Below are 22399 nucleotides of genomic sequence, written 5' to 3' on the forward strand. Positions count from 1 at the left end.
TGGATAACGGCAAACGCTATCAACTTCTAAGACCAATGCCCTTGGTAACCAAATGGTGTGCTACCCCATAAAGTAACACGATAAACACGGTAAGTACGCCAAAAGATGTCACAATACCGACATCAGAAACCCCTAGAAATCCGTAACGAAATGCATTGATCATATAGACGATTGGGTTGATCTTAGACACGCCTTGCCAAAACTCAGGCAACAGACTGATTGAGTAAAAAACACCACCCAAATAGGTCAGCGGGGTCAATACAAACGTCGGAATAATAGAGATGTCATCAAACGTCTTGGCATATATTGCATTGATAAGACCACCCAGTGAAAACAACACAGACGTCATCAATACCGTTGCGATAATGATGCCCCAATGTTGCACTTGCAGATCAACAAAGAACAGCGAAACAAAGGTGACAATAGACGCGACTAAGAGTCCTCGCACCACTCCTCCCATAACAAAACCGGCAATGATAATGTAGTTAGGAACAGGAGCGACCAATAACTCTTCTATGTTGCGTTGGAACTTGGCACTAAAAAATGAAGACGCGACGTTGGAGTACGAGTTAGTGATAATCGACATCATAATCAGACCCGGTACAATATATTCCATGTAACTAAAGCCGCCCATTTGACCGATGCGAGACCCAATCAAGTTACCGAAAATAATAAAGTACAGCGTCATGGTGATCGCTGGTGGTACTAAGGTTTGAACCCAAATACGGGTAAAGCGATTAATTTCTTTGGTTAACAGACTTTTAAAAGCTGTCCAATAGAGACCATACATATTCATTTTAGTCTGCCTTTACCTGTTCGCGAACAATGGAGACGAACAACTCTTCGAGTCGGTTCGCTTTGTTTCTCATCGATAATACCTTTACCCCAGATTGAGTTAACTGAGTAAAAATCGGGTTTAATCCCTGTGTTTTTTCTACTTCTATCTCTAGCGAACCATTGACTAACTTTTGCGAATTCACCTGTGCCAGGTTGGGCAGTTCCCCTTCAAATTCAATATCAAGTACAAACGTCTCAACATGCAGTTTCGATAACAGGGCTTTCATGGAGGTATTTTCAATCAACTCCCCACGTTGAATGATACCGATATTGCGACACAGCAACTCAGCTTCTTCAAGATAGTGGGTCGTCAAAATAATCGTAATACCTTGCTGGTTAATTTGTTTGAGAAAGTCCCACATTGAACGGCGAAGTTCTATATCCACCCCTGCTGTTGGCTCATCCAAAATCAATAGTTTTGGCTCATGCATAAGGGCGCGAGCGATCATTAAGCGACGCTTCATACCACCTGACAGGTTACGCGCACGCTCTGAACGTTTGTCCCATAGGTCGAGTTGCGAGAGGTACTTTTCTGCACGCTGCTTAGCCACCGCTTTCGGCACACCATAATAGCCAGCTTGCTGAAGGACAATCTGTTCGACAGTTTCAAACTGATTGAAGTTAAACTCTTGCGGAACCAGACCTAATTGCTGCTTTGCCAATTCTAACTCTTGGTCAATATCATGCCCAAACACAGACACTTTGCCTGAAGTTTTGTTCACTAAGGAGGTAATAATACCAATGGTGGTCGATTTTCCCGCGCCATTCGGCCCCAGCAGCGCATAAAAGTCGCCCTGCTCGACCGTCAAACTCACACCTTTAAGAGCCTCAAAGCCCCCTGCGTATGTCTTTCTAAGTTGCTCTATCTCTAATGCAAACATGTGCTTTTCCGGATTAGTGTTCACTAAATGCTTTGATATTTCCAAGTATATCGAAGGATGAATTGTAACCGATCCTAGCTTATATAATCAAAGCCTTTTCAACGCCTGTTTAATCATAGCTCGTGATTTTAGGATATATTCTTCAACCATGGATTAATGGGTAGTATGCCCTTGATTTGACTGTCTGGGCACTATGCCTAGCAACAGCTCAGATGAGTTTGAACAAGGTATAATTTATTGAGCGTCTATAAACAACTTTGTGTATAGTATTCTCCACTTATTGAAGGGACGTGATATGCCAGAAATTAAACAACTTTTTGAAAACAACTCTCTTTGGTCCGAGCAACTCAGGTCTGAGCGACCAGAGTACTTTACCAAGCTTGAAGAGGGTCAGAGCCCAGGTTTCCTATGGATAGGTTGCTCTGACAGTCGAGTGCCTGCCGAGCGCCTGACTGGCTTATATTCCGGTGAACTTTTTGTTCATCGCAACGTGGCAAACCAAGTGATTCATACCGATTTAAACTGCTTATCTGTGGTTCAATATGCGGTTGACGTATTAAAGGTAAAGCACATTATCGTTTGTGGTCACTATGGCTGTGGTGGTGTTAATGCCGCGATTGATAACCCTCAATTGGGTTTGATCAATAACTGGCTATTGCATATTCGTGATTTATATCTAAAACACAAAAACTGGCTATCAGACTTACCACGTGAATTGTGGGGCGATAAGTTGTGCGAGATAAACGTCGCGGAACAAGTCTACAATCTAGGCAACTCAACCATAATGCAAAATGCTTGGGAAAGAGGTCAAGAGGTTGAAATTCATGGCGTCGTTTATGGTATTGGCGATGGAAAATTGCAAGATTTGGGCGTGCGATGCTATAACAGAGAATCACTAGAGGCCAACTACACCAGTGCCATGAAGACGATTCTTAATAGCGGTATCTTAAAATAGATCGCTCGCTATAGAACAGACTAGCTTTAGAACAAACTAGCGATAGAAAAGAAAAGGCCGTGAAATGCTTCAACATTACACGGCCTTTTCTGTTAACAAGTCGTTCAGTTACTCTTGAGGTACGACTTTACCAATATACGGCAGATGACGGTATTTCTGCGCGTAATCGATACCCACGCCAACAACAAACTCATCCGGGATCTCAAAGCCCAACCAGTCTACATCGACAGCGACCTCACGACGTGATGGCTTATCAAGCAGCGTACAGATTCTGATCGACTTTGGTTCTCGAAGAGAAAGGATCTCTTTTACCTTGTTTAAGGTATTGCCGGTGTCGATAATATCTTCAACTAGCAGCACATCTTTGCCTTTAATGTCGTCGTCTAAATCTTTTAAGATACGTACATCTCTCGAACTCTCCATGCCGTTGCCATAGCTAGAAGCCGTCATAAAGTCGACACAGTGGGTCAGGTCAATAGCTCGAGCAAGGTCTGCCATAAACACAAAAGAGCCGCGCAACAAGCCGACCAAAACTAGATCTTCACTACCTTGATAATGTGCAGTGATCTCGCGACCGATAGCCTGTACACGCTCATGAACTTCTTTCTCAGAAATCATGACTTCAACTGTATGTTTCATAGTAATCTCAAATAAGTTGACGATTGAACATTGCCTACACTTTCTACCCGCTGATTTCCTGATTCCATTGCAAATTAACCACGTAACTCTTACATCCATCGGTCAAAGCAATTAGGCAATTGAGTTAATATCTCACTCTAGATATTCGATTGCAGTTAAGTGTAGAACAAAAATAAGTGCGCAATAGTATCACTTTAGCCACTAACTGAACATCACCATTCAGGCCATCGTTTCTGCCTTTTGTCGTAGGTCAGTTGAAATAATTTGAACAGCCAAATTAAGATTTCTTTGTGAAATAAACATTTAGTTTCATAAAAAACTGTGACTGGCGAATTAATAACCACTAAATATGTATATTATCAGTGTTGGCATATTGACCAAACAGTATATGCACCATTACACTTATACGGTATAAGAAATATAACAGTCACGTATTTCCATTATGGAAATTTAAATCAACTTCTAAATCAATCCGTTTAGAAGTAAGCAAAACTAAGGCGTTAGACCTTAGAACATGATGACTATTAAAAACGCTGAGGCTTATAAAACCATCAGCAATAACAACGTTAGTAAGGAAACTAAAATATGGAATCAATTACCAAAAGGCCCAGGACTCGATTAAGTCCAGAAAAACGCAAGCTGCAATTGATGGAGATCGCCCAAGAGGTGTTTGCTAAGCGCGGTATCGGTCGTGCTGGTCACGCGGACATCGCCGATGTTGCACAGGTATCAGTCGCGACCGTGTTCAACTATTTTCCTACCCGTGAGGACTTGGTTGATGAGGTGCTAAACGATGTGGTTTCTCAGTATTCAAACTTCATCTCAAACACCATTGATCCTGATAACTCGATTCAAGACAACTTACAAAACCTTCTCGACGGTATTGTTGAGCTTTCCATTTGTGATTGTCATTGGAATAAAGTTTGGTTTGAATGGAGTACTTCAACACGCGACGAAGTGTGGGCGCTGTTTTTAAGCTCAAACGAAACAAGCCAATCGCTGCTTGAGAACCTCTTTCAAGCCGCTATCGATAATGGCGACATTTCTAATATGCATCAGCCCAAGGCACTCACTAGCCTACTTCATGGCGTAAGTTACTCGGTTTTCGTTGAAGCAAATCGAGAGGCGGATCCAAACACGCTTAAATATCTATCACAAACCTTTATCGATATGGTTTGTAACAAGCCATGCTAATCAACGGATACGAAAAACTAAGCGCATGCTAAAAACGTAAGGGTAAGCGAATGCTTGCCCTTAGCTGTTTTTGTTGTCGAATACATTTTCTATTGCCGAATAAAAAAGCTCCCAACCTTTTCAGTGTGGGAGCTTTTTATTATCAAGTAACTTAGTATCAAGTAACGATCACTAAATCATTACCTGATCGATTATTTCTTTTTCTTAGCTTTTGCATTTGGAAGGTCAGTGATCGTACCTTCAAATACTTCCGCTGCAAGACCCACTGATTCATGCAATGTTGGGTGAGCATGGATAGTCAGTGCAATATCTTCAGCATCACAACCCATCTCGATAGCAAGACCGATTTCACCTAGTAATTCACCACCGTTAGTACCGACGATAGCACCACCAATCACTCGATGAGACTCTTTATCGAAGATAAGCTTAGTCATACCGTCTGCACAGTCAGAAGCGATTGCACGACCTGAAGCTGCCCATGGGAATGTCGCCACTTCGTAGTTGATGCCTTCTGCTTTCGCTTCTTTCTCGGTCTTACCAACCCATGCAACTTCTGGCTCAGTGTAAGCGATTGAAGGAATAACTTTAGGATCGAAGTAGTGCTTCTTACCAGAGATAACTTCCGCCGCAACGTGACCTTCATGCACACCTTTGTGAGCAAGCATTGGTTGACCAACGATGTCACCGATAGCAAAGATATGTGGTACGTTAGTACGCATCTGCTTGTCAACGTTGATAAAGCCGCGCTCGTCGATTTCGATACCGGCTTGTTCACCGTCAATCAGCTTACCGTTTGGAACACGACCGATAGCAACAAGAACAGCATCGTAGCGCTCAGCATCGGCTGGTGCTTTCTTGCCTTCCATTGAGACATAGATACCGTCTTCTTTTGCTTCAACTGCTGTTACCTTAGTTTCAAGCATTAGATTGAACTTGTCTTTAATACGCTTGGTATAAACCTTAACGATATCTTTATCCGCAGCTGGGATCACTTGGTCAAACATCTCAACAACGTCAACCTTAGAGCCTAGTGAGTGGTAAACCGTGCCCATTTCTAGACCGATGATACCGCCACCCATGATAAGCAGTTTTTCTGGTACTTCATTCAGCTCAAGCGCGTCTGTTGAGTCCCAAATACGTGGATCATCATGCGGGATGAATGGCAGTTTAATTGGACGAGAACCTGCCGCTACGATTGCGTTATCAAAGTTAACGACTGTCTTACCATCTTCACCGTCTACTTCAACAGTGTTAGGACCTGTGAATTTACCATAGCCGTTAACGACAGTAACTTTACGCATCTTAGCCATACCGCCAAGACCGCCAGTAAGTTGGTTGATTACTTTTTCTTTCCAAAGGCGGATCTTGTCGATGTCCGTTTTTGGCTCACCAAATACGATACCGTGTTCAGCTAGAGCTTTCGCTTCTTCGATAACTTTTGCTACGTGAAGGAGTGCTTTAGATGGAATACAACCAACGTTCAAACAAACACCACCAAGCGTGCTATAACGCTCGATAAGAACCGTTTCCAAACCTAAATCTGCACAGCGGAAAGCAGCAGAGTAACCTGCTGGACCGGCACCAAGTACAACAACTTGGGCTTTAATTTCTTTGCTCATTTTGACCTCTTGTAGTCATTATCCCTAACAGGCTTAAGAGTATTGAATTTGTTCTACTTTAATTTTGATTTGTTAATCAAATTCTCAACGCAAACAGTTTACAGAGATGTTAACGGAGAGAAAAGTAAATCAAGTTAGCCTGTGAGCTAGACAACAAATCAATCTGAAAATGTCTTCAAATTAACACTTGTTGTTACTTATTCGTTAAATAAGGCGGCTCTCGCCGCCCTATATTTTAATGCTATCTTTACAGAACCAGACGGCGAATGTCACTTAGACAACCGTTTAGGTAGGTAATAAAGCGAGCACCTTCAGCACCATCGATCACGCGGTGATCGTAAGACAGTGATAATGGCAGTTGTAGACGCGGCTCAAATTCTTTGCCGTTCCATACTGGTTTCATCTCAGACTTAGAAACACCAAGGATACCCACTTCTGGTGCGTTTACGATTGGAGTAAACGCTGTACCACCGATACCGCCAAGGCTTGAGATAGTGAAACAACCACCCTGCATATCAGCCGCTGTTAGCTTACCAGCACGTGCTTTCTTAGATACCGCCATTAGCTCTTCAGAAAGATCGTAAATGCCTTTTTTGTTCACGTCTTTAAATACTGGAACAACAAGACCATTTGGCGTATCCACTGCGATACCTACGTTCACATACTTCTTCAGAATTAGGCTTTCACCATCTTCAGATAGCGATGAGTTAAACGCTGGGAAGGCTTCTAGTGCTTTCGCGACGGCTTTCATGATGAACACTAGTGGCGTGATCTTCATACCAGAGTCTTTCTTCGCTTCAATCGCATTTTGCTCTTTACGGAATCTCTCGAGTTCAGTGATATCTGCGTTATCCCACTGAGTAACATGCGGGATCATTACCCAGTTACGGTGAAGGTTAGCACCAGAGATCTTCTTAATACGAGACAGAGGCTTAGTTTCAGTTTCACCAAACTTACTAAAGTCGATGTTAGGCCAAGGCAGTAGACCAAGTGCGCTGCCATCACCTTTACCTGATGCCGCAGCACCAGACTCAAGGCGTTTCAGCGCCTCTTTCACATAACTTTGAACGTCTTCTTTAAGGATACGGCTCTTACGACCAGACCCTTTAACCTTGGAAAGGTTAACGCCAAATTCACGCGCTAGACGACGAACCACCGGAGACGCGTGTGCGTACTCATTGTTCTCTTTGAAATCACCTGCCGTAGCTGGTGCTGCTGGCGCTTCAGCTTTAGCCGCTGCCACAGGAGCAGGTGCCGCAGCAGATGGTGCTGCTTGCGCTGGAGCCGCTGCTGGTGCTGCACCCGCAACTTCAAATACCATGATTAGAGAGCCAGTAGAAACCTTGTCGCCTTCTGCTACTTTGATCTCTTTCACTGTACCAGAGAACGGCGCTGGAACTTCCATTGAAGCTTTGTCGCCTTCTACGGCGATTAGAGATTGCTCTTCTTCAACCGTATCACCAACCGATACCATGATTTCAGTCACTTCAACTTCATCGCCACCGATATCAGGTACATTAACTTCTTGTACTGCTGATGCGGCAGGCACTGCTGGAGCTGCTTCTGCTACAGGGGCAGTTGCCGCTGGTGAGCCAGAGCCTGCAACTTCAAATACCATGATAAGTGAACCGGTTGTCACTTTGTCACCAGCTGCAACTTTGATCTCTTTCAGAGTACCTGCGAATGGTGCTGGCACTTCCATCGACGCTTTGTCACCTTCAACCGTCAGAAGAGACTGCTCTTCTTCAATGCTGTCGCCAACCGCAACCATGATTTCAGTGACTTCAACTTCATCACCGCCGATGTCTGGAACATTAACTTGTTTCAATTCTGCCGCTGCTGCCGCCGCAGGAGCTGCTACTGGAGCTGCTTCTGCCGCAGGAGCAGGTGCAGCAGTAGCTGCACCCTCGGCTTCGAAAGTCATAATGAGTGAACCAGTAGAAACCGTGTCGCCTTCAGCCACTTTGATTTCTTTAACGATACCCGCTTGAGAGGCTGGAACTTCCATTGAAGCCTTATCGCCTTCAACAGTGATCAGAGACTGCTCTTCTTCAACCTTGTCACCAACGCTTACAAGAATCTCAGTAACTTCAACCTCATCCGCACCGATGTCTGGTACATTAATTTCGATTGCCATTTCTTATCTACCTTCTTAATTAAGCGTATAGCGGGTTAGTTTTCTCAGTGTCGATGTCGAACTTCTTGATTGCTTCTGCAATCACAGACTTTTCAACTTCGCCACGTTTCGCTAGTTCAGTTAGCGCTGCAACTACCACGTAACCTGCGTTCACTTCGAAGTGACGACGTAGGTTTTCACGACTGTCTGAACGACCAAAGCCGTCAGTACCTAGAACTTTATAAGACTCAGCAGGAATGTATGCACGAACCTGCTCTGCGTAGTTCTTCATGTAGTCAGTAGCTGCGATCGCTGGCTCAGTACCCATGACTTGCTCAATGTAAGGAACTTGCGCTTCAGCTTCTGGGTGAAGCATGTTGAAACGCTCTGCCGCTTGACCGTCACGAGTCACTTCGTTGAATGAGGTTACAGAGTAAACATCAGACGCTACGCCGTACTCATCGCTTAGGATTTGAGCTGCTTTACGTACTTCGTTCATGATAGTACCTGAACTCATTAGCTGAACTTTACCTTTCGCGCCCGTGTAAGTTTCTAACTTGTAGATACCTTTACGGATGCCTTCTTCCGCGCCTTCTGGCATGGCTGGCATGGCGTAGTTTTCGTTCATCAGCGTTAGGTAGTAGAACACGTTCTCTTGGTTCTCACCGTACATGCGACGGATACCGTCTTGCATGATTACCGCAACTTCGTAAGCGAATGTTGGGTCGTAAGAAATACAGTTTGGAACCGTACCCGCCATGATGTGCGAGTGACCGTCTTCGTGCTGTAGACCTTCACCGTTTAGCGTTGTACGACCAGCAGTAGCACCCAATAGGAAACCACGAGCTTGTTGGTCGCCTGCCATCCACGCCATGTCGCCAACACGTTGGAAGCCGAACATTGAGTAGTAGATGTAGAACGGAATCATTGGTAGGTCGTTTGTCGAGTATGACGTTGCCGCTGCAACCCATGAAGACATAGCACCTAGCTCGTTGATACCTTCTTGTAGTACCTGACCTGACGTTGCTTCTTTGTAGTAAGAAACGATGTCACGGTCTTGAGGTGTGTAGTTCTGGCCGTGCGGGTTGTAGATACCGATTTGACGGAACAAACCTTCCATACCAAATGTACGAGCTTCGTCGGCAATGATTGGAACGATGTTCTTACCGATGCTCTTGTTCTTAAGTAGCACGTTTAGAGCACGCACAAATGCCATAGTCGAAGAAATATCACGCTTCTGTTCTTCTAGTAGCGGCTTAAATTCTTCTAGCTCAGGAACCACTAGGTCTTGAGTGAAGTTTGGCAGACGCTGTGGCGTGTAACCGTGGAGTGCTTTACGACGAGCGTGTAGGTAATCGTACTCTTTTGAACCTTCTTCAAGTTTCAGGTACGGAAGTTCTTTCACTGCTTCATCAGTTAGGATGTCTTGAAGACCTAGACGATCACGTAGGTGTAGTACGTGTGTCATATCCATCTTCTTAACTTGGTGAGCGATGTTCTTACCTTCCGCTGCTTCACCCATGCCGTAACCTTTAACCGTCTTAGCTAGGATCACAGTTGGACGACCTTTGGTCTGCTCTGCGTTTTTGTATGCTGCGTAAAGTTTAGAAGACTCGTGACCACCACGCTTAAGTGCGAAGATTTCGTCGTCAGTCATGTCTGCTACAAGTGCAGCCGTTTCTGGATATTTACCAAAGAAGTGCTCACGTACGTACGCGCCATCTTTCGCTTTAAATGTCTGATAGTCGCCATCGATAGTTTCGTTCATAAGCTGTAGCAGCTTACCCGTGGTATCTTTAGCAAGTAGTGAATCCCAGTTGTTACCCCAGATGACTTTCACTACGTTCCAACCTGCACCTTTGAATAGACCTTCAAGTTCTTGAATGATCTTACCGTTACCCATTACAGGACCGTCTAGGCGCTGTAGGTTACAGTTGATTAGGAAACATAGGTTGTCTAGCTTCTCACGCGCAGCGAAAGAAATCGCACCACGTGATTCTGGCTCATCCATCTCACCGTCACCTAGGAACGCGTATACGCGCTGCTCAGACGTGTCTTTCATGCCACGACCGTCTAGGTACTTAAGGAAACGAGCTTGATAGATCGCAGAGATTGGACCTAGACCCATAGAGACAGTAGGGAACTGCCAGAACTCAGGCATCAGTTTAGGGTGTGGGTATGATGGGATACCTTTACCGTCTACTTCTTGACGGAAGTTGTCTAGCTGGTCTTCAGTTAGACGACCTTCAACGAATGCACGTGAGTAGATACCTGGAGAGATATGACCTTGATAGTAAACGAGGTCGCCACCGTCTTTCTCGTTTGGAGCACGGAAGAAGTGGTTAAAACATGTTTCATAGAAGGCTGCTGAAGATTGGAAAGATGCCATGTGGCCACCCAGCTCCAAATCCTTTTTAGAAGCACGCAGAACAATCATTACTGCGTTCCAACGAATGATGGCACGAATACGGCGCTCAAGCGTTGTGTCACCAGGGTAAGCTGGTTCCTGATCGGCTGGAATTGTATTGATGTAGTTGGTTGTAATGCCTGTTGGCATATCAACACCATCTAGACGAGCTTTATCTAGCACTTGTTCAAGTAAGAATTGAGCACGTTCTACACCTTCTTCTTTCACTACAGATTCAAGTGCTTGTAACCACTCTTGCGTTTCCAGTGCATCAACGTCATGTTTCATGACTTCAGACATGGCGATCTATCCTTTTGGTTTGGGATCTACTGACATGTACCAACCCGCATTATTGCGGATCGTTACCCTGTTGAATTCGTCTTAGAGAACGCTCTCTCCGAGAATCTTCTCTAGTCAAATCCAACAATGTTTCTTCAATGTAAGCTAAATGAGAATGCGACATTTCTCGGGCTTTTTCTGGCTCCCCAGAAACAATCGCTTCAACAATATTAGCTCGGTGTATACTGACTTTTTCGACCGCTTCATCACGGCGATGTAATAGCTTTAAGTTTTGTAAGACATTCTGCTCTAACAGAGGCGCTAAACTTCTTATAATATGCAGTAAAACTACATTATGAGCAGCCTCGGTAAGCGCAATTAGGAATGCCATTACAGCAGAAGCTTCAGCTTCAACGTCCCCCGCCTTTTGGGCTAAACAAATATGTTTAAGGCACGTTTCTATTTGAGCAAAATCTTCTTCCGTACCGCGCAACGCTGCAAAATACGCAGAGATGCCTTCCATTGCATGACGAGCTTCAAGCAAATCTAGACGGGTTTCATTATGTGAAGACAAGAGTTCCAATAAAGGATCGGAAAAACTTTTCCAAATGTTTTCACTAATGAATGTGCCACCTCCTTGGCGACGAGTAAGCAGGCGCTTAGCTTCTAAACGCTGAATGGCTTCTCGAACGGAAGGGCGAGACACATCGAACTGCTTTGCTAGTTCTCGCTCAGGAGGAAGTTGCTGGCCCGGGGAGAGTATTCCCTCTACTATCAGTCGTTCTAGCTCCTGTTCAATCACATCGGCTAATTTCGGCTGACGAATCCTTTGATAAGCCATAGGCAAAAACCTACCTTTCTCTCACTGTGAATTGGTATTACCAATTTCAAGATGGGGTAAAAATTAACACATTTAAAACAGTGATGTCTAGAGAAAAATTGATTCAAATCATAGAACGAGCCTCGCGTTAACACTAATTAAACATAAGTTCATTAAAACGCCAACACCAAAGGTCATACCAATTACAATATTTCAACCACGGAGCAATTGTCTGACAAATAAAATTGTTTAAAATCAACAACAAGCGGGCATGGCACATCTTTACCCCACAAAAATGCTGTAAAATCATAAACTAAATCTTTGGGAGAAAGTCGTAATATTTTGGAAAACAAAATAAATATTACAAATAACCCGAACCGACTTGTTCTTTATGCCGATTTTGTAACCATTTGATTAAACGAAAAAACCAATACCTCTTTGGGGCTAAATACCAATGCAACACTTCGCATAATACGTAACGTACTCCTGCTTCACTGTTACCCAACACGCAAATTACGCTCTTCAGTGATATTCCATAAGATTGGTACCAAACCAAGACCGTCATTTCGCTTTTTCTATCGAGCGCGCTTCATCGGTATTTATTGTTTTTAGCCCCTAAGTACGTCGAAAACTTGAATCACTTTTCAATTTGGTCGAGTTTCATCGCCGCTCTATAACGAACCCAGTCAAAACTCAGACCGGGATCGGTTTTACGCAGCGGTGCAATATACTGATGACCCGTAATGCGCTGAGAAGTAATTTGAGGATAGTCGGTGGTGATGGCGCGAGTGAGTGTCGATAGGCTCTGATACTGCTGCTGCGTATATGAAGTAAATTCCGTTCCCTCTAGTTCAATACCGATAGAGTAATCATTGCATCGCTCGCGACCAGCAAAGCTCGATTGTCCGGCATGCCAAGCTCTATGTTTAAAAGAGACAAACTGAACCACCTCACCACATCGCCTGATCAAACAGTGAGCCGATACTCTCATCGGCTTAATCACTTTAAAGAATGGATGCAAATCTTGATCTAGAGTGCCCTGAAAAAAGGCTTCGATATGAGGACCTCCAAATTGCCCCGGAGGTAGACTAATATTATGAATCACCAACAAAGAAACATCCTGCTGGACAGGACGAGCATCAAAGTGGGGACTGGGTACATGCCTAGCTGCTTTATACCAGCCTTTAGCATCTATTTGCTTATTCACGGTTGTGGTCGACGCGAGTTCGATAGCCATATTGACACTTATCCACCATAGTTGTTGATGTGAAGGAGAGATAGCACAGCAATAAAAAATACGAGAATTGATGCTGAAATTCCACACCAGCAAGAGTATCATGCCCACTTTGATTTTATCTACACAGACAGCACAAGCGATGAAGAACACACATAATAGCCAAGAACGCCTTGAGTATCTTAAAAAACAGCTTCCTCTAGAAATTACCAGAGCCGTTGCCGATACTCTGCGTGAAGATCTTGGTGGCACTCTCGACGTCTCTGCCGACATTACCGCTAGCCTTATTCCTGAAGATGCACACAACACAGCAACCATCATCACTCGTGAGCATGGTGTTTTTTGTGGGCAAGCGTGGGCCGATGAAGTGTTCAAGCAACTAGGCAGTCAAGTGTCGATTGAGTGGCATGTTAAAGATGGCGATAAAGTAGTTCCGAATCAAACGCTATGCACCCTTACGGGTCCTGCACGTATTCTGTTGACCGGTGAGCGTAACGCGATGAACTTCATCCAAACGCTGTCAGGTTGTGCCAGTGTTGTTGCTCAATATGCAGAGCAGATTGCTCATACACCGTGCCGTTTACTTGATACTCGCAAAACCATTCCAGGTCTACGCAGTGCCTTGAAGTATGCTGTCGCATGTGGTGGTGGCTATAACCATCGTATTGGTGTTTTTGATGCTTACCTGATTAAAGAAAACCACATCATCGCTTGTGGTGGTATTAATAAAGCTATTGCAACGGCAAAGCAACTCAACCCAGGTAAGCCAGTTGAAGTTGAAACAGAATCTCTCGATGAGTTAAGACAAGCTATTGATGCTGGCGCAGACATCATCATGCTTGATAACTTCACTAAAGAGATGATGCGTGAAGCGGTGAAGATTAACGCTGGCCGTGCTGCATTGGAGAATTCTGGTAATGTCACGCTAGAAACCATTAAAGAGTTTGCAGAGACAGGCGTCGATTACATATCTGTAGGCGCGTTAACCAAGCATCTTGTTGCCTTAGATTTATCTATGCGTTTCCAAGACTAATCATCGAACACAAAGTTAGAACCTAAACCAAGAGGCGTTTCTACGCCTCTTTTTTTCTCATTCTCATATTCATCGCAGTTGACTCACACATCCCCCTCAAGTTGTAAAACTCGAACTTTCTAGCCAATCACAAATAATCATTGTTAGTTTCAACGCTAATCTGATTAGTGCGTCCTCGATCGTAAGCTGTACTCAAGGTGATTCTCTGTTTGATAACAAATACGTAATTTTTCCTTACCAACAATGCGGGGAAATACATTATGTATCGAATCAAATCAAACCTTGGCTTCACTCTGATCGAACTCATGATCGTAGTGACTATCATTGGCGTTTTATCAGCCGTGGCGATCCCCAGTTATCAAGGCTATATATTAAAAAGTGAAGCAACGTCTGCCCTAGCCTCACTTTCTGCCCTCAAAACCCAATCTGAGTATTATGTGTTGCAACATGGGAAATTCCCCTCATCGGGTGATCTTACTATTCCAAGCTCTTTATCATCCTCCATCACGACGACCTCCTCTAGCATTGATTCTTCCGGGGAGCTGATTTTTACCTTTAGTGCTTCAGCAAATAGCCAATTAGCAGGACAAACCATTCGTCTTAAGCGCAGTGCCGATGGTGATTGGGTATGCGAGAGCCAATTTACCAATACAGCAGCTGTACTCAGTCGTTGTGAGAATTAAGGGGTTAAGCATGATGAACTCCAATCTCGCTTATCTATTGTTTCAAGCCAATCTAATTTCCCAAGAGGGATTAACCCTACTCAAGCAAACCGTTGAGAAAGAGCAGTGTTCAGTTAATGAGAGCTTAGCTCGCTTGGGGATCATGTCTGAACATGAACTTCTGACCGAATTAGCCAAGCTCCTCGATCTACCTCTGATGACGATTCACCAATACAGCCCCCTCAAAATCTGTGAGCTTCAAGAGGTTAGTGCATTGATTTTTCATCATCAGGCTCTGCCAATCCTCTCAGATCACGCGAAAATAACCCTCGCTGTGTTTGATCCAACTCGTCCTGGTATAGAGTCCGACTTTCAATTTGTTACCGGGCTAGAGACCTCTCTTGTGCTTGCTGATCGACAAGCGATTCAAGAGTGCATTAAAACGCTGCCGCATTATCAATCGAGCATAGAGTTAACCGATAATACGGCACTGACTGATCGCGAGCTTGAAGATCTAAGCCAACACACCAGCAATGATTCTGAACTCGATCCCAACTCAGACTCCAACTCTTCTCCAATTAGCCGTTTTATTCATTCCATCATCATTGATGCTATCAATAAACGCGCCTCTGATATTCATTTCGAGCCATGTGAAAAGAATTATCGTATTAGAATTCGCTGTGACGGATTGTTGTTTGAAGCTTACCAATTGGCTCACCATCTTCATCGTCGACTCAGTGCCAGAATCAAGGTCCTCGCCAGTCTTGATATCGCCGAGCGAAGGCGACCACAAGATGGGCGAATTAGGCTCAAGATCTCATCCTCTCGAAGCATAGATATTCGAGTTTCCACATTGCCTACTACATGGGGAGAAAAGATCGTTCTACGGCTTCTTTATGGCAGCGCCAATCAGCTCGAAATCGAACAACTCGGCTTAAATCAGCAACAACAAGAATGGTATCGAACAGCGCTAAAACAACCACAAGGCATGATCCTCGTTACCGGACCAACAGGAAGTGGAAAAACGGTATCACTTTATGCGGGATTGAATGCAATCAATCAAACAGAGAAAAATATCCTAACCGCAGAGGACCCTGTTGAAATCAACCTGCATGGCGTCAATCAAGTTCAGATCAATCATGGGATCGAGTTTGGTTTTGCCCAAGCACTGCGTGCTTTTCTCAGGCAAGATCCCGATATCATTATGTTGGGTGAGGTTCGTGATAAAGAAACTGCCGAAATGGCATTACGTGCTGCTAATACCGGTCACTTGGTTCTAGCAACCTTACATACTAACTCCGCATTAGAAACCCTTGCACGCTTAAGTAGCATGGGAATCGATAGCTTCAATCTCGCCTCCGCACTCAATTTGGTCATATCTCAGAGACTGGTTCGCCGTTTATGTTCACACTGCAAACTGCCAATCCAACCGGACTGCCAACAACCACACTCTACGCGCTTCGATGCAAACCCCAAAGGATGCTCCCACTGTCACAAGGGCTATCTGGGTCGGGTCGGACTGTATGAACTGTTAATTATCACTCCCAAAATCATCGAAGCGATGAACCAGAAACTGCTACCGCACCAGATTGAGCAGATAGCTAAACAGGAAGGGTTTACCCCGATTTCTCACTCTGCCGCTCAACTCCTTGAATCAGGGATTACGAGTCAACAAGAACTACTCCGAGTCCTTGAGTTTTCTTTTGACTTGCAACTGCCCCGCTCACAAATAAACAATCCAACTAACACTTGAGTACGCCTATGGCTGATACAGCATCAAATCCAATACAACTCTTCCACTGGGAAGGCTATGACAACAATGGTGTGACGCATCAAGGCGAGTGGTTTTCCTCATCCAGTGACGAACTGCAACAGCAATTACGTCAACATCGAATCGAGATGACAACCCTCTCTAAACGTCGCTTCTCCAAACTCAAGAGTGTATTTAACCCCGTCAATCGCACCGATGTCACTCTGATCGCTAATCAACTCGCAACGATGCTTGAGGCTGGAGTGAATATTGACTATGCCATTAAGCTCATTGAGCACACTCATAATAAATACAGCGTTAAATTATTGCTCTATCGACTCCATTGTAAGATAACGGCTGGACTTACCCTGTCAGAAGCACTGCGCGAGTTTCACACATGTTTTGATCAATTTTTTGTTCAGATGGTGACAACCGGAGAACAGACCGGAAAACTTAGTGAAACACTATGTCTTATCAATCTCTATCGAGAAAAACAGCAAATGATGCGGGCTAAAATCACCAAAGCCTTTATCTACCCGATAACGGTATTATTAGCTGCTGTCATCGTTTGTTACATTATGCTCACCAAAGTCATTCCACAGTTTGAGACCATGTTCGCGCAATTCGATGCACCGCTGCCAAAACTGACTCAGACCGTGATCTACGCCTCTGCTTGGGTCAGCGCTCATGGAACCCACGCAGCAATGATCATCGGGATAACCGTCACATTACTTGGGTTGATATATCGTCATCACTTAGCCACTCAGCGCCGAGTACATCACTATGTTTTAACACTGCCTCTATTTGGGTCACTATTATTAAAATCCATCGTCGTACAAGTTGCTCGAACTTTGGTTATCTGTACTCAGTCAGGCTTGCCTTTATTATCTGGATTGCAGCTAAGCTATCAGTTACTCACCAATCGCTATGTTGCTGAGCAATTAAAACAGGTGGAAAGCGAAGTGAGCGCAGGCACCGCCATCCATTCAGCGATGCGAACAACACAAGCCTTTCCAGAAATGCTATTGCAAATGGTGATGATTGGAGAAGAATCAGGTCAGCTAGAAAAGACGCTTACGCACCTCATTCAACGTTATGAACTGGATATCGAGCAAGTCGTTGATAATCTTAACCAAGTACTAGAACCTTTCATTGTGATTATTTTGGGCGTCATTATTGGCGGACTGGTATTGGCAATGTATCTCCCCCTCTTTAACTTATTGTCGGTATTAGGCTAAGATAGTCGCAGTTTAAATTATTGACCTTATGATGACCCTCATGGATGTGTTTGTTTATTACCCTTGGTTGTATCCTTTATTTGCCGCTATTTTCGGCTTAATTGTCGGAAGCTTCCTGAATGTTGTGATTCATCGCCTACCGATCATGATGGAACGAGCTTGGCGACAAGAGTGTGCAGAAGCGTTTCCCGAATACAAGATTACGCCTCCAAAGGGGAAATTTAACCTCAACCTACCACACTCCCGTTGTCCTAAGTGTCAAACTCACATCCGTATTCAAGACAATATTCCTGTCATCAGCTGGCTGATATTGGGGGGGAAATGTCATCACTGTAAAGCTAAAATCAGTGCGCGCTATCCCTTGATCGAATTACTGACCGCCACGCTGGCTTTCACTGTGGCTTTCACGACTGGCTACAGCGAATATAGCCTAGCGCTTATTGCTTTTACTTTTATTTTAATCTCAGCCACTTTTATTGATTTGGATACCATGTTGCTGCCTGATCAATTGACACTGCCTCTTATGTGGGCGGGGATATTATTAGCAACATTAGGTATCTCACCGGTCTCTCTACAGGATTCTATTGTTGGAGCCATGATTGGCTACCTCTGCCTTTGGTCTCTCTATTGGGCGTTCAAACTGCTAACCGGTAAGGAAGGCATGGGTTATGGTGATTTCAAATTACTCGCCGCTCTTGGTGCTTGGCTTGGATGGCAGCAATTACCGCTCATTATCTTACTTTCATCGGTCGTTGGCATCATGTTTGGCTTAATACAACTGCGTTTGCAAAACAAAGGGGTTGAGGTCGCTTTTCCGTTTGGTCCTTATCTTGCGATTGCGGGGTGGGTTGCCGCTTTGTGGGGAGATCTGATTATCAATTATTATTTAACTCGTGTCGTAGGTATCTAGGTATGAGCCTTATCGTCGGTTTAACCGGGGGGATTGCCAGTGGTAAAACGACGGTGGCTAATCTTTTTCATCAACACTTTTCGATTGAATTGGTCGATGCTGATGTTATTGCCAGAGAGGTGGTAGAGAAAGGTTCCGAAGGTCTCCTTGCTCTAAGTCAACGCTTTGGTGATCGTATCTTGCAGCCTGATGGCAGCTTAGATCGAGCGAAACTCAGAAACATCATTTTTGCTAATGAAGACGATAAGTTATGGGTCAATAGCACTCTCCATCCAATCATTCGCCAACGTATGGTGGAGGCGCTTGCCAAGTCACAAAGCCCTTATACCCTTTTGGTGGTTCCTTTGCTGATTGAAAATGGATTACAATCGTTAGCAGACCGAGTACTTGTCGTTGATGTGAGTGAACAAACACAAATTGACCGAACTATAACACGTGATAATGTGCCTGAAGGTCAAGTCCGTTCTATACTCAAATCACAAGCAAGTAGACAAACAAGACTGGCTCATGCCGATGATATTATTGATAATAATATTCAAAACGCACAACTTATGTCCCAAGTCACGCAATTACACAAAAAGTATCTGGCATTAAGCAGTGAAAATCTGTGAAAATACTCGCTAAGTGTACAAAGGCTAATTCAATGACCACAAATAGATTCGAGCATCCTCTTAACGAAAAAACCAGAATATACCTAAGAATTGAATCTCTGTTGAGGCAGCTTCAGCAATCTTCGGCATTTTCAGATAATTCACAGTACTTGCTGTTTTTTAAATCGTTATTCGACCTGTTGGAAATTTTTGAACAGATCCAACTGAAAAGTGAACTTGCAAAAGACCTGGAAAAGCAGCGCCTCATGTATCGTGCCTGGCTCAATGTCGAAGGGGTCGATCAAGAAACGCTGAATACTATTCTTGATAGCTTAGACGATGTGCATAAAGATTTGATGAATGCAGACCGCTTTGGTCAAGCACTGAAAGAAGATAAGTTTCTTAGCGCTATTAGACAAAGATTCGGACTTCCGGGTGGTTCTTGCTGCTTCGATCTTCCATCATTGCACTATTGGCTGCACCTTCCTCTCGAAAAAAGAAATCACGATGCGCAGAAATGGTTGGTCTCGCTCAAGCCATTAATGAATGCGCTACAACTTTGGTTAAAGCTAACTCGCGAAACTGGTCGCTTTAAACCGCAAATTGCACGAGCCGGATTTTTACAAAGTGATGCCGAAGAAGCCAATATTCTACGATTAACCATCCCAATGGAATACGGCGTCTATCCGATGATTTCTGGGCACAAAAACCGCTTTGCTATCAAGTTTATCTCGTTTGAATCCGGACAAGCTTACCCGAAAGATGTCGAGTTTGAACTTGCCGTTTGCAGCTAGATTTTACTACTACCTATTTACCACTACCGAAATAAAACTCTGGAACCATTATGAGTAAACCCACTATTGTCCCATGCCCTCAATGTAAACAAGAGGTGGTATGGAGTAAAGATAGCCCATTTAGACCTTTCTGCTCAAAGCAGTGCCAAATGATCGATTTTGGTGAATGGGCTGACGAAGAAAACTCTATTCCCGGCGCACCTGATATGTCAGACAGTGATGGTTGGTCTGAGAACGACTACTAAATTTGTTCTGATTAATCGACCAACAAGCATAAAAAAACGGAGTCCAAATGGACTCCGTTTTTCTTCTTGAGAACGCTAATCTAATAGCATTACTTCTTAGCAAGTTTCTCTTTAATACGAGCAGACTTACCAGAGCGTTCACGTAGGTAGTACAACTTGGCACGACGTACTGCACCACGACGCTTAACTTCGATGCTATCAACGATTGGAGAGTGAGTTTGGAACGTACGCTCAACACCTTCACCGTTCGAGATTTTACGAACTGTGAATGCAGAGTGTAGACCACGGTTACGGATGCCGATTACAACACCTTCGTAAGCCTGTAGACGCTCACGGTCACCTTCTTTTACTTTAACCTGAACTACAACAGTGTCACCTGGTGCAAATTTAGGTAGGCCTGATTTCATTTGCTCTTCTTCAAGAGCCTTGATGATGTTACTCATGTTCTTAAATTCCTAGAATAAACTGATACTAAATAAAATAGGTTACTTGCTATTATCTCGATGTTCTTTAATGAACTCGGCAAGTAATTGTTCCTGTTCGTCAGTCAGAGCTAGGTTTTCCAGGAGTTCTGGTCTTCTTAGCCAAGTACGGCCTAACGACTGTTTCAGTCGCCAGCGACGAATATCCTTGTGGTTACCAGATTTGAGTACACTCGGTACCTCTAATCCGTCAAGCACTTCCGGACGCGTGAAGTGTGGACAGTCCAACAAGCCATTAGCAAAAGAATCTTCCTCTGCCGACGCAAAATCTCCAAGCACTCCAGGAACAAACCTAGAAACCGAATCAATTAACGTCATGGCTGGGATTTCCCCACCCGTCATCACAAAATCCCCGATTGACCATTCTTCGTCAACCTCGGTTTGGATGATACGCTCATCTACCCCTTCGTAGCGTCCACAAATCAACACGAGGTTGTCGTTTTTCGCTAACTCTTCAACTCCTTGTTGGTCGAGTTTACGACCTTGAGGAGAGAGGTAAATGACTTTCGTCTTACCCGGTGAAGCGTTCTTGGCTGCAGTAATGGCATCGCGCAAAGGCTGTACCATCATCAACATTCCAGGACCACCACCGTAAGGTCTGTCATCGACAGTTCGATGCTTGTCGTGAGTGAAATCTCGAGGATTCCAAGTCTCAATCGACAATAGACCTTTTTTAACCGCTTGACCTGTTACTCCATAATCAGTAACGCTGCGGAACATGTCTGGAAAAAGGCTAATAATGCCGACCCACATCTGTTCTCTCGCTCTATTAGTTACTAATGTATGGATTAGAATCCAGGATCCCAGTCAACTTCGATCCGTTGAGCTTCGCGATCAACTTTCTTGATCACTTGCTCTTCAAGGTACGGTATCAACCGTTCCTTTTGCCCAAAAGCGTCTTTCAGATTAGCCTTTACTACAAGAACATCGTTTGAACCCGTTTCCAACATATCGGTCACTTCACCCAAGTCATAACCTTTTGTGGTTACTACTTGCATGCCAAACAATTCACGCCAGTAGAATTCATCTTCTGACAATTCAGGTAGTACAGTCGGGTCAATTGCGATTTCAAAGTTAGTTAGCAGGTGAGCTTCTTCACGAACCTCAAAACCTTCTAATTTACACACCATACCTTTGTTATGGCGCTTCCAACTTTCAACCTTGTACTCAACCCATTTGCCCTTTTGGTTAATATACCAAGGGCTATAATCGAATAAGCTTTCAGGATTGTCTGTGTAGGAAAAAACCTTAAGCCAACCACGAATGCCATAAGTAGAACCAAATTTACCTACAACAATTCTTTCGTTTTGTTCGCTCATTGTTTCATTACCTTTCATCGACATACTGCTTTTACTTCGCTAACAATTAAGCCGCTTTTTGAGCGTCTTTAACTAGCTTAGCAACGCGGTCAGATAGAGACGCGCCTTGACCAACCCAGTGGTTAACGCGGTCTAGGTCTAGACGTAGACCTTCTTCTTGACCAGTAGCAGTTGGGTTAAAGAAACCTACTTTCTCGATGAAACGGCCAGTTGCAGCATTGCGGCTGTCCGCTACTACGATTTGATAAAATGGACGCTTTTTAGCGCCGTGACGTGCCAAACGAATGGTTACCATGTCGTCCTCTTTGCTTTCTCAATAATAAAAATGACCTCAGAATTGTTTCTCAAATGAGCAACCTGAGGTCTCGTGCCAAAATAAAGCCTCGGAATTTTAC

General features: G+C 44.1%; 22 protein-coding genes. 10 read left to right on the forward strand and 12 right to left on the reverse strand.

The features are described 5' to 3' along the window. Positions 1-19 precede the first annotated feature (19 nt). Positions 20-790 (reverse strand): ABC transporter permease, encoded by a 771-nt coding sequence (locus L9Q39_RS11295; RefSeq protein ID WP_237485566.1) that lies wholly within the window; start codon positions 788-790, stop codon positions 20-22. Between the two features lie 7 nt (positions 791-797). Then, on the reverse strand, positions 798-1718 hold the full coding sequence (locus L9Q39_RS11300) for an ABC transporter ATP-binding protein (RefSeq protein ID WP_237485156.1): 921 nt from the start codon (positions 1716-1718) through the stop codon (positions 798-800). Between the two features lie 295 nt (positions 1719-2013). Here L9Q39_RS11300 and can point away from each other — a divergent pair, with 295 nt between their 5' ends. Next, positions 2014-2673 carry a carbonate dehydratase gene (gene can, locus L9Q39_RS11305; RefSeq protein WP_237485157.1) on the forward strand — a complete coding sequence of 220 codons (660 nt, stop codon included), beginning with the start codon at positions 2014-2016 and terminating at the stop codon, positions 2671-2673. Positions 2674-2781: 108 nt separating this feature from the next. Here can and hpt read toward each other — a convergent pair whose 3' ends face one another. Continuing rightward, positions 2782-3312, reverse strand: a complete 531-nt coding sequence (gene hpt, locus L9Q39_RS11310; RefSeq protein ID WP_237485158.1) for a hypoxanthine phosphoribosyltransferase — start codon at positions 3310-3312, stop codon at positions 2782-2784. Positions 3313-3897: 585 nt separating this feature from the next. Between hpt and L9Q39_RS11315 the strand changes: the two genes are divergently transcribed. Next, positions 3898-4506 (forward strand): TetR/AcrR family transcriptional regulator, encoded by a 609-nt coding sequence (locus L9Q39_RS11315; protein WP_237485159.1) that lies wholly within the window; start codon positions 3898-3900, stop codon positions 4504-4506. 191 nt (positions 4507-4697) lie between these two features. Here the strand turns inward: L9Q39_RS11315 and lpdA are convergent, their stop codons facing one another. The 5 genes from lpdA to ampD all read right to left on the reverse strand — a co-directional run bounded on the left by lpdA (position 4698) and on the right by ampD (position 12984). Continuing rightward, positions 4698-6125, reverse strand: coding sequence for a dihydrolipoyl dehydrogenase (gene lpdA, locus L9Q39_RS11320; protein WP_237485160.1), 1428 nt, complete (start codon positions 6123-6125; stop codon positions 4698-4700). Positions 6126-6372: 247 nt separating this feature from the next. Continuing rightward, positions 6373-8262 carry a pyruvate dehydrogenase complex dihydrolipoyllysine-residue acetyltransferase gene (gene aceF / locus L9Q39_RS11325; protein WP_237485161.1) on the reverse strand — a complete coding sequence of 630 codons (1890 nt, stop codon included), beginning with the start codon at positions 8260-8262 and terminating at the stop codon, positions 6373-6375. Positions 8263-8281: 19 nt separating this feature from the next. Next, a complete protein-coding gene (aceE, locus tag L9Q39_RS11330) occupies positions 8282-10948 on the reverse strand; it encodes a pyruvate dehydrogenase (acetyl-transferring), homodimeric type (RefSeq protein ID WP_237485162.1) in 2667 nt (888 codons plus the stop codon). Between the two features lie 49 nt (positions 10949-10997). Then, entirely contained in the window at positions 10998-11768 is a 771-nt protein-coding gene (gene pdhR / locus L9Q39_RS11335) for a pyruvate dehydrogenase complex transcriptional repressor PdhR (RefSeq protein WP_237485163.1), read from the reverse strand. A gap of 616 nt (positions 11769-12384) precedes the next feature. Then, on the reverse strand, positions 12385-12984 hold the full coding sequence (gene ampD, locus L9Q39_RS11340) for a 1,6-anhydro-N-acetylmuramyl-L-alanine amidase AmpD (RefSeq protein ID WP_237485164.1): 600 nt from the start codon (positions 12982-12984) through the stop codon (positions 12385-12387). A 139-nt stretch (positions 12985-13123) separates the two neighbouring features. On the opposite strand from ampD, the gene nadC reads away from it, so the two are divergent. The 8 genes from nadC to yacG all read left to right on the forward strand — a co-directional run bounded on the left by nadC (position 13124) and on the right by yacG (position 20203). Beyond that, on the forward strand, positions 13124-14014 hold the full coding sequence (nadC, locus tag L9Q39_RS11345; RefSeq protein WP_237485567.1) for a carboxylating nicotinate-nucleotide diphosphorylase: 891 nt from the start codon (positions 13124-13126) through the stop codon (positions 14012-14014). A gap of 260 nt (positions 14015-14274) precedes the next feature. Next, positions 14275-14697, forward strand: a complete 423-nt coding sequence (locus tag L9Q39_RS11350; RefSeq protein WP_237485165.1) for a pilin — start codon at positions 14275-14277, stop codon at positions 14695-14697. Positions 14698-14710: 13 nt separating this feature from the next. Next, complete coding sequence (locus L9Q39_RS11355; RefSeq protein WP_237485568.1) at positions 14711-16429, forward strand: GspE/PulE family protein; 1719 nt, start codon at positions 14711-14713, stop codon at positions 16427-16429. Positions 16430-16437: 8 nt separating this feature from the next. Further along, positions 16438-17664 (forward strand): type II secretion system F family protein, encoded by a 1227-nt coding sequence (locus L9Q39_RS11360; RefSeq protein WP_237485166.1) that lies wholly within the window; start codon positions 16438-16440, stop codon positions 17662-17664. 40 nt (positions 17665-17704) lie between these two features. Beyond that, the gene (locus L9Q39_RS11365; RefSeq protein WP_290369145.1) at positions 17705-18574 is read left to right on the forward strand and encodes a prepilin peptidase; all 870 of its coding nucleotides are present in this window, start codon (positions 17705-17707) and stop codon (positions 18572-18574) included. 2 nt (positions 18575-18576) lie between these two features. Next, positions 18577-19185, forward strand: a complete 609-nt coding sequence (coaE, locus tag L9Q39_RS11370; RefSeq protein WP_237485168.1) for a dephospho-CoA kinase — start codon at positions 18577-18579, stop codon at positions 19183-19185. Between the two features lie 32 nt (positions 19186-19217). Next, a complete protein-coding gene (zapD, locus tag L9Q39_RS11375; RefSeq protein WP_237485169.1) occupies positions 19218-19958 on the forward strand; it encodes a cell division protein ZapD in 741 nt (246 codons plus the stop codon). Between the two features lie 50 nt (positions 19959-20008). After that, entirely contained in the window at positions 20009-20203 is a 195-nt protein-coding gene (yacG, locus tag L9Q39_RS11380) for a DNA gyrase inhibitor YacG (protein WP_237485170.1), read from the forward strand. 89 nt (positions 20204-20292) lie between these two features. Here yacG and rplS read toward each other — a convergent pair whose 3' ends face one another. From rplS to rpsP, 4 genes are read right to left on the reverse strand one after another with little or no spacing between them, the layout of a single operon-like run. Next, positions 20293-20646, reverse strand: coding sequence for a 50S ribosomal protein L19 (rplS, locus tag L9Q39_RS11385; protein ID WP_237485171.1), 354 nt, complete (start codon positions 20644-20646; stop codon positions 20293-20295). Positions 20647-20688: 42 nt separating this feature from the next. Then, complete coding sequence (gene trmD, locus L9Q39_RS11390; protein ID WP_237485172.1) at positions 20689-21438, reverse strand: tRNA (guanosine(37)-N1)-methyltransferase TrmD; 750 nt, start codon at positions 21436-21438, stop codon at positions 20689-20691. Between the two features lie 35 nt (positions 21439-21473). Further along, a complete protein-coding gene (rimM, locus tag L9Q39_RS11395) occupies positions 21474-22028 on the reverse strand; it encodes a ribosome maturation factor RimM (RefSeq protein ID WP_237485173.1) in 555 nt (184 codons plus the stop codon). A 22-nt stretch (positions 22029-22050) separates the two neighbouring features. After that, complete coding sequence (gene rpsP / locus L9Q39_RS11400; RefSeq protein ID WP_117233716.1) at positions 22051-22299, reverse strand: 30S ribosomal protein S16; 249 nt, start codon at positions 22297-22299, stop codon at positions 22051-22053. Positions 22300-22399 lie beyond the last annotated feature (100 nt).

This window comes from Vibrio hippocampi, from assembly GCF_921292975.1.
GTDB lineage: Bacteria > Pseudomonadota > Gammaproteobacteria > Enterobacterales > Vibrionaceae > Vibrio > Vibrio hippocampi.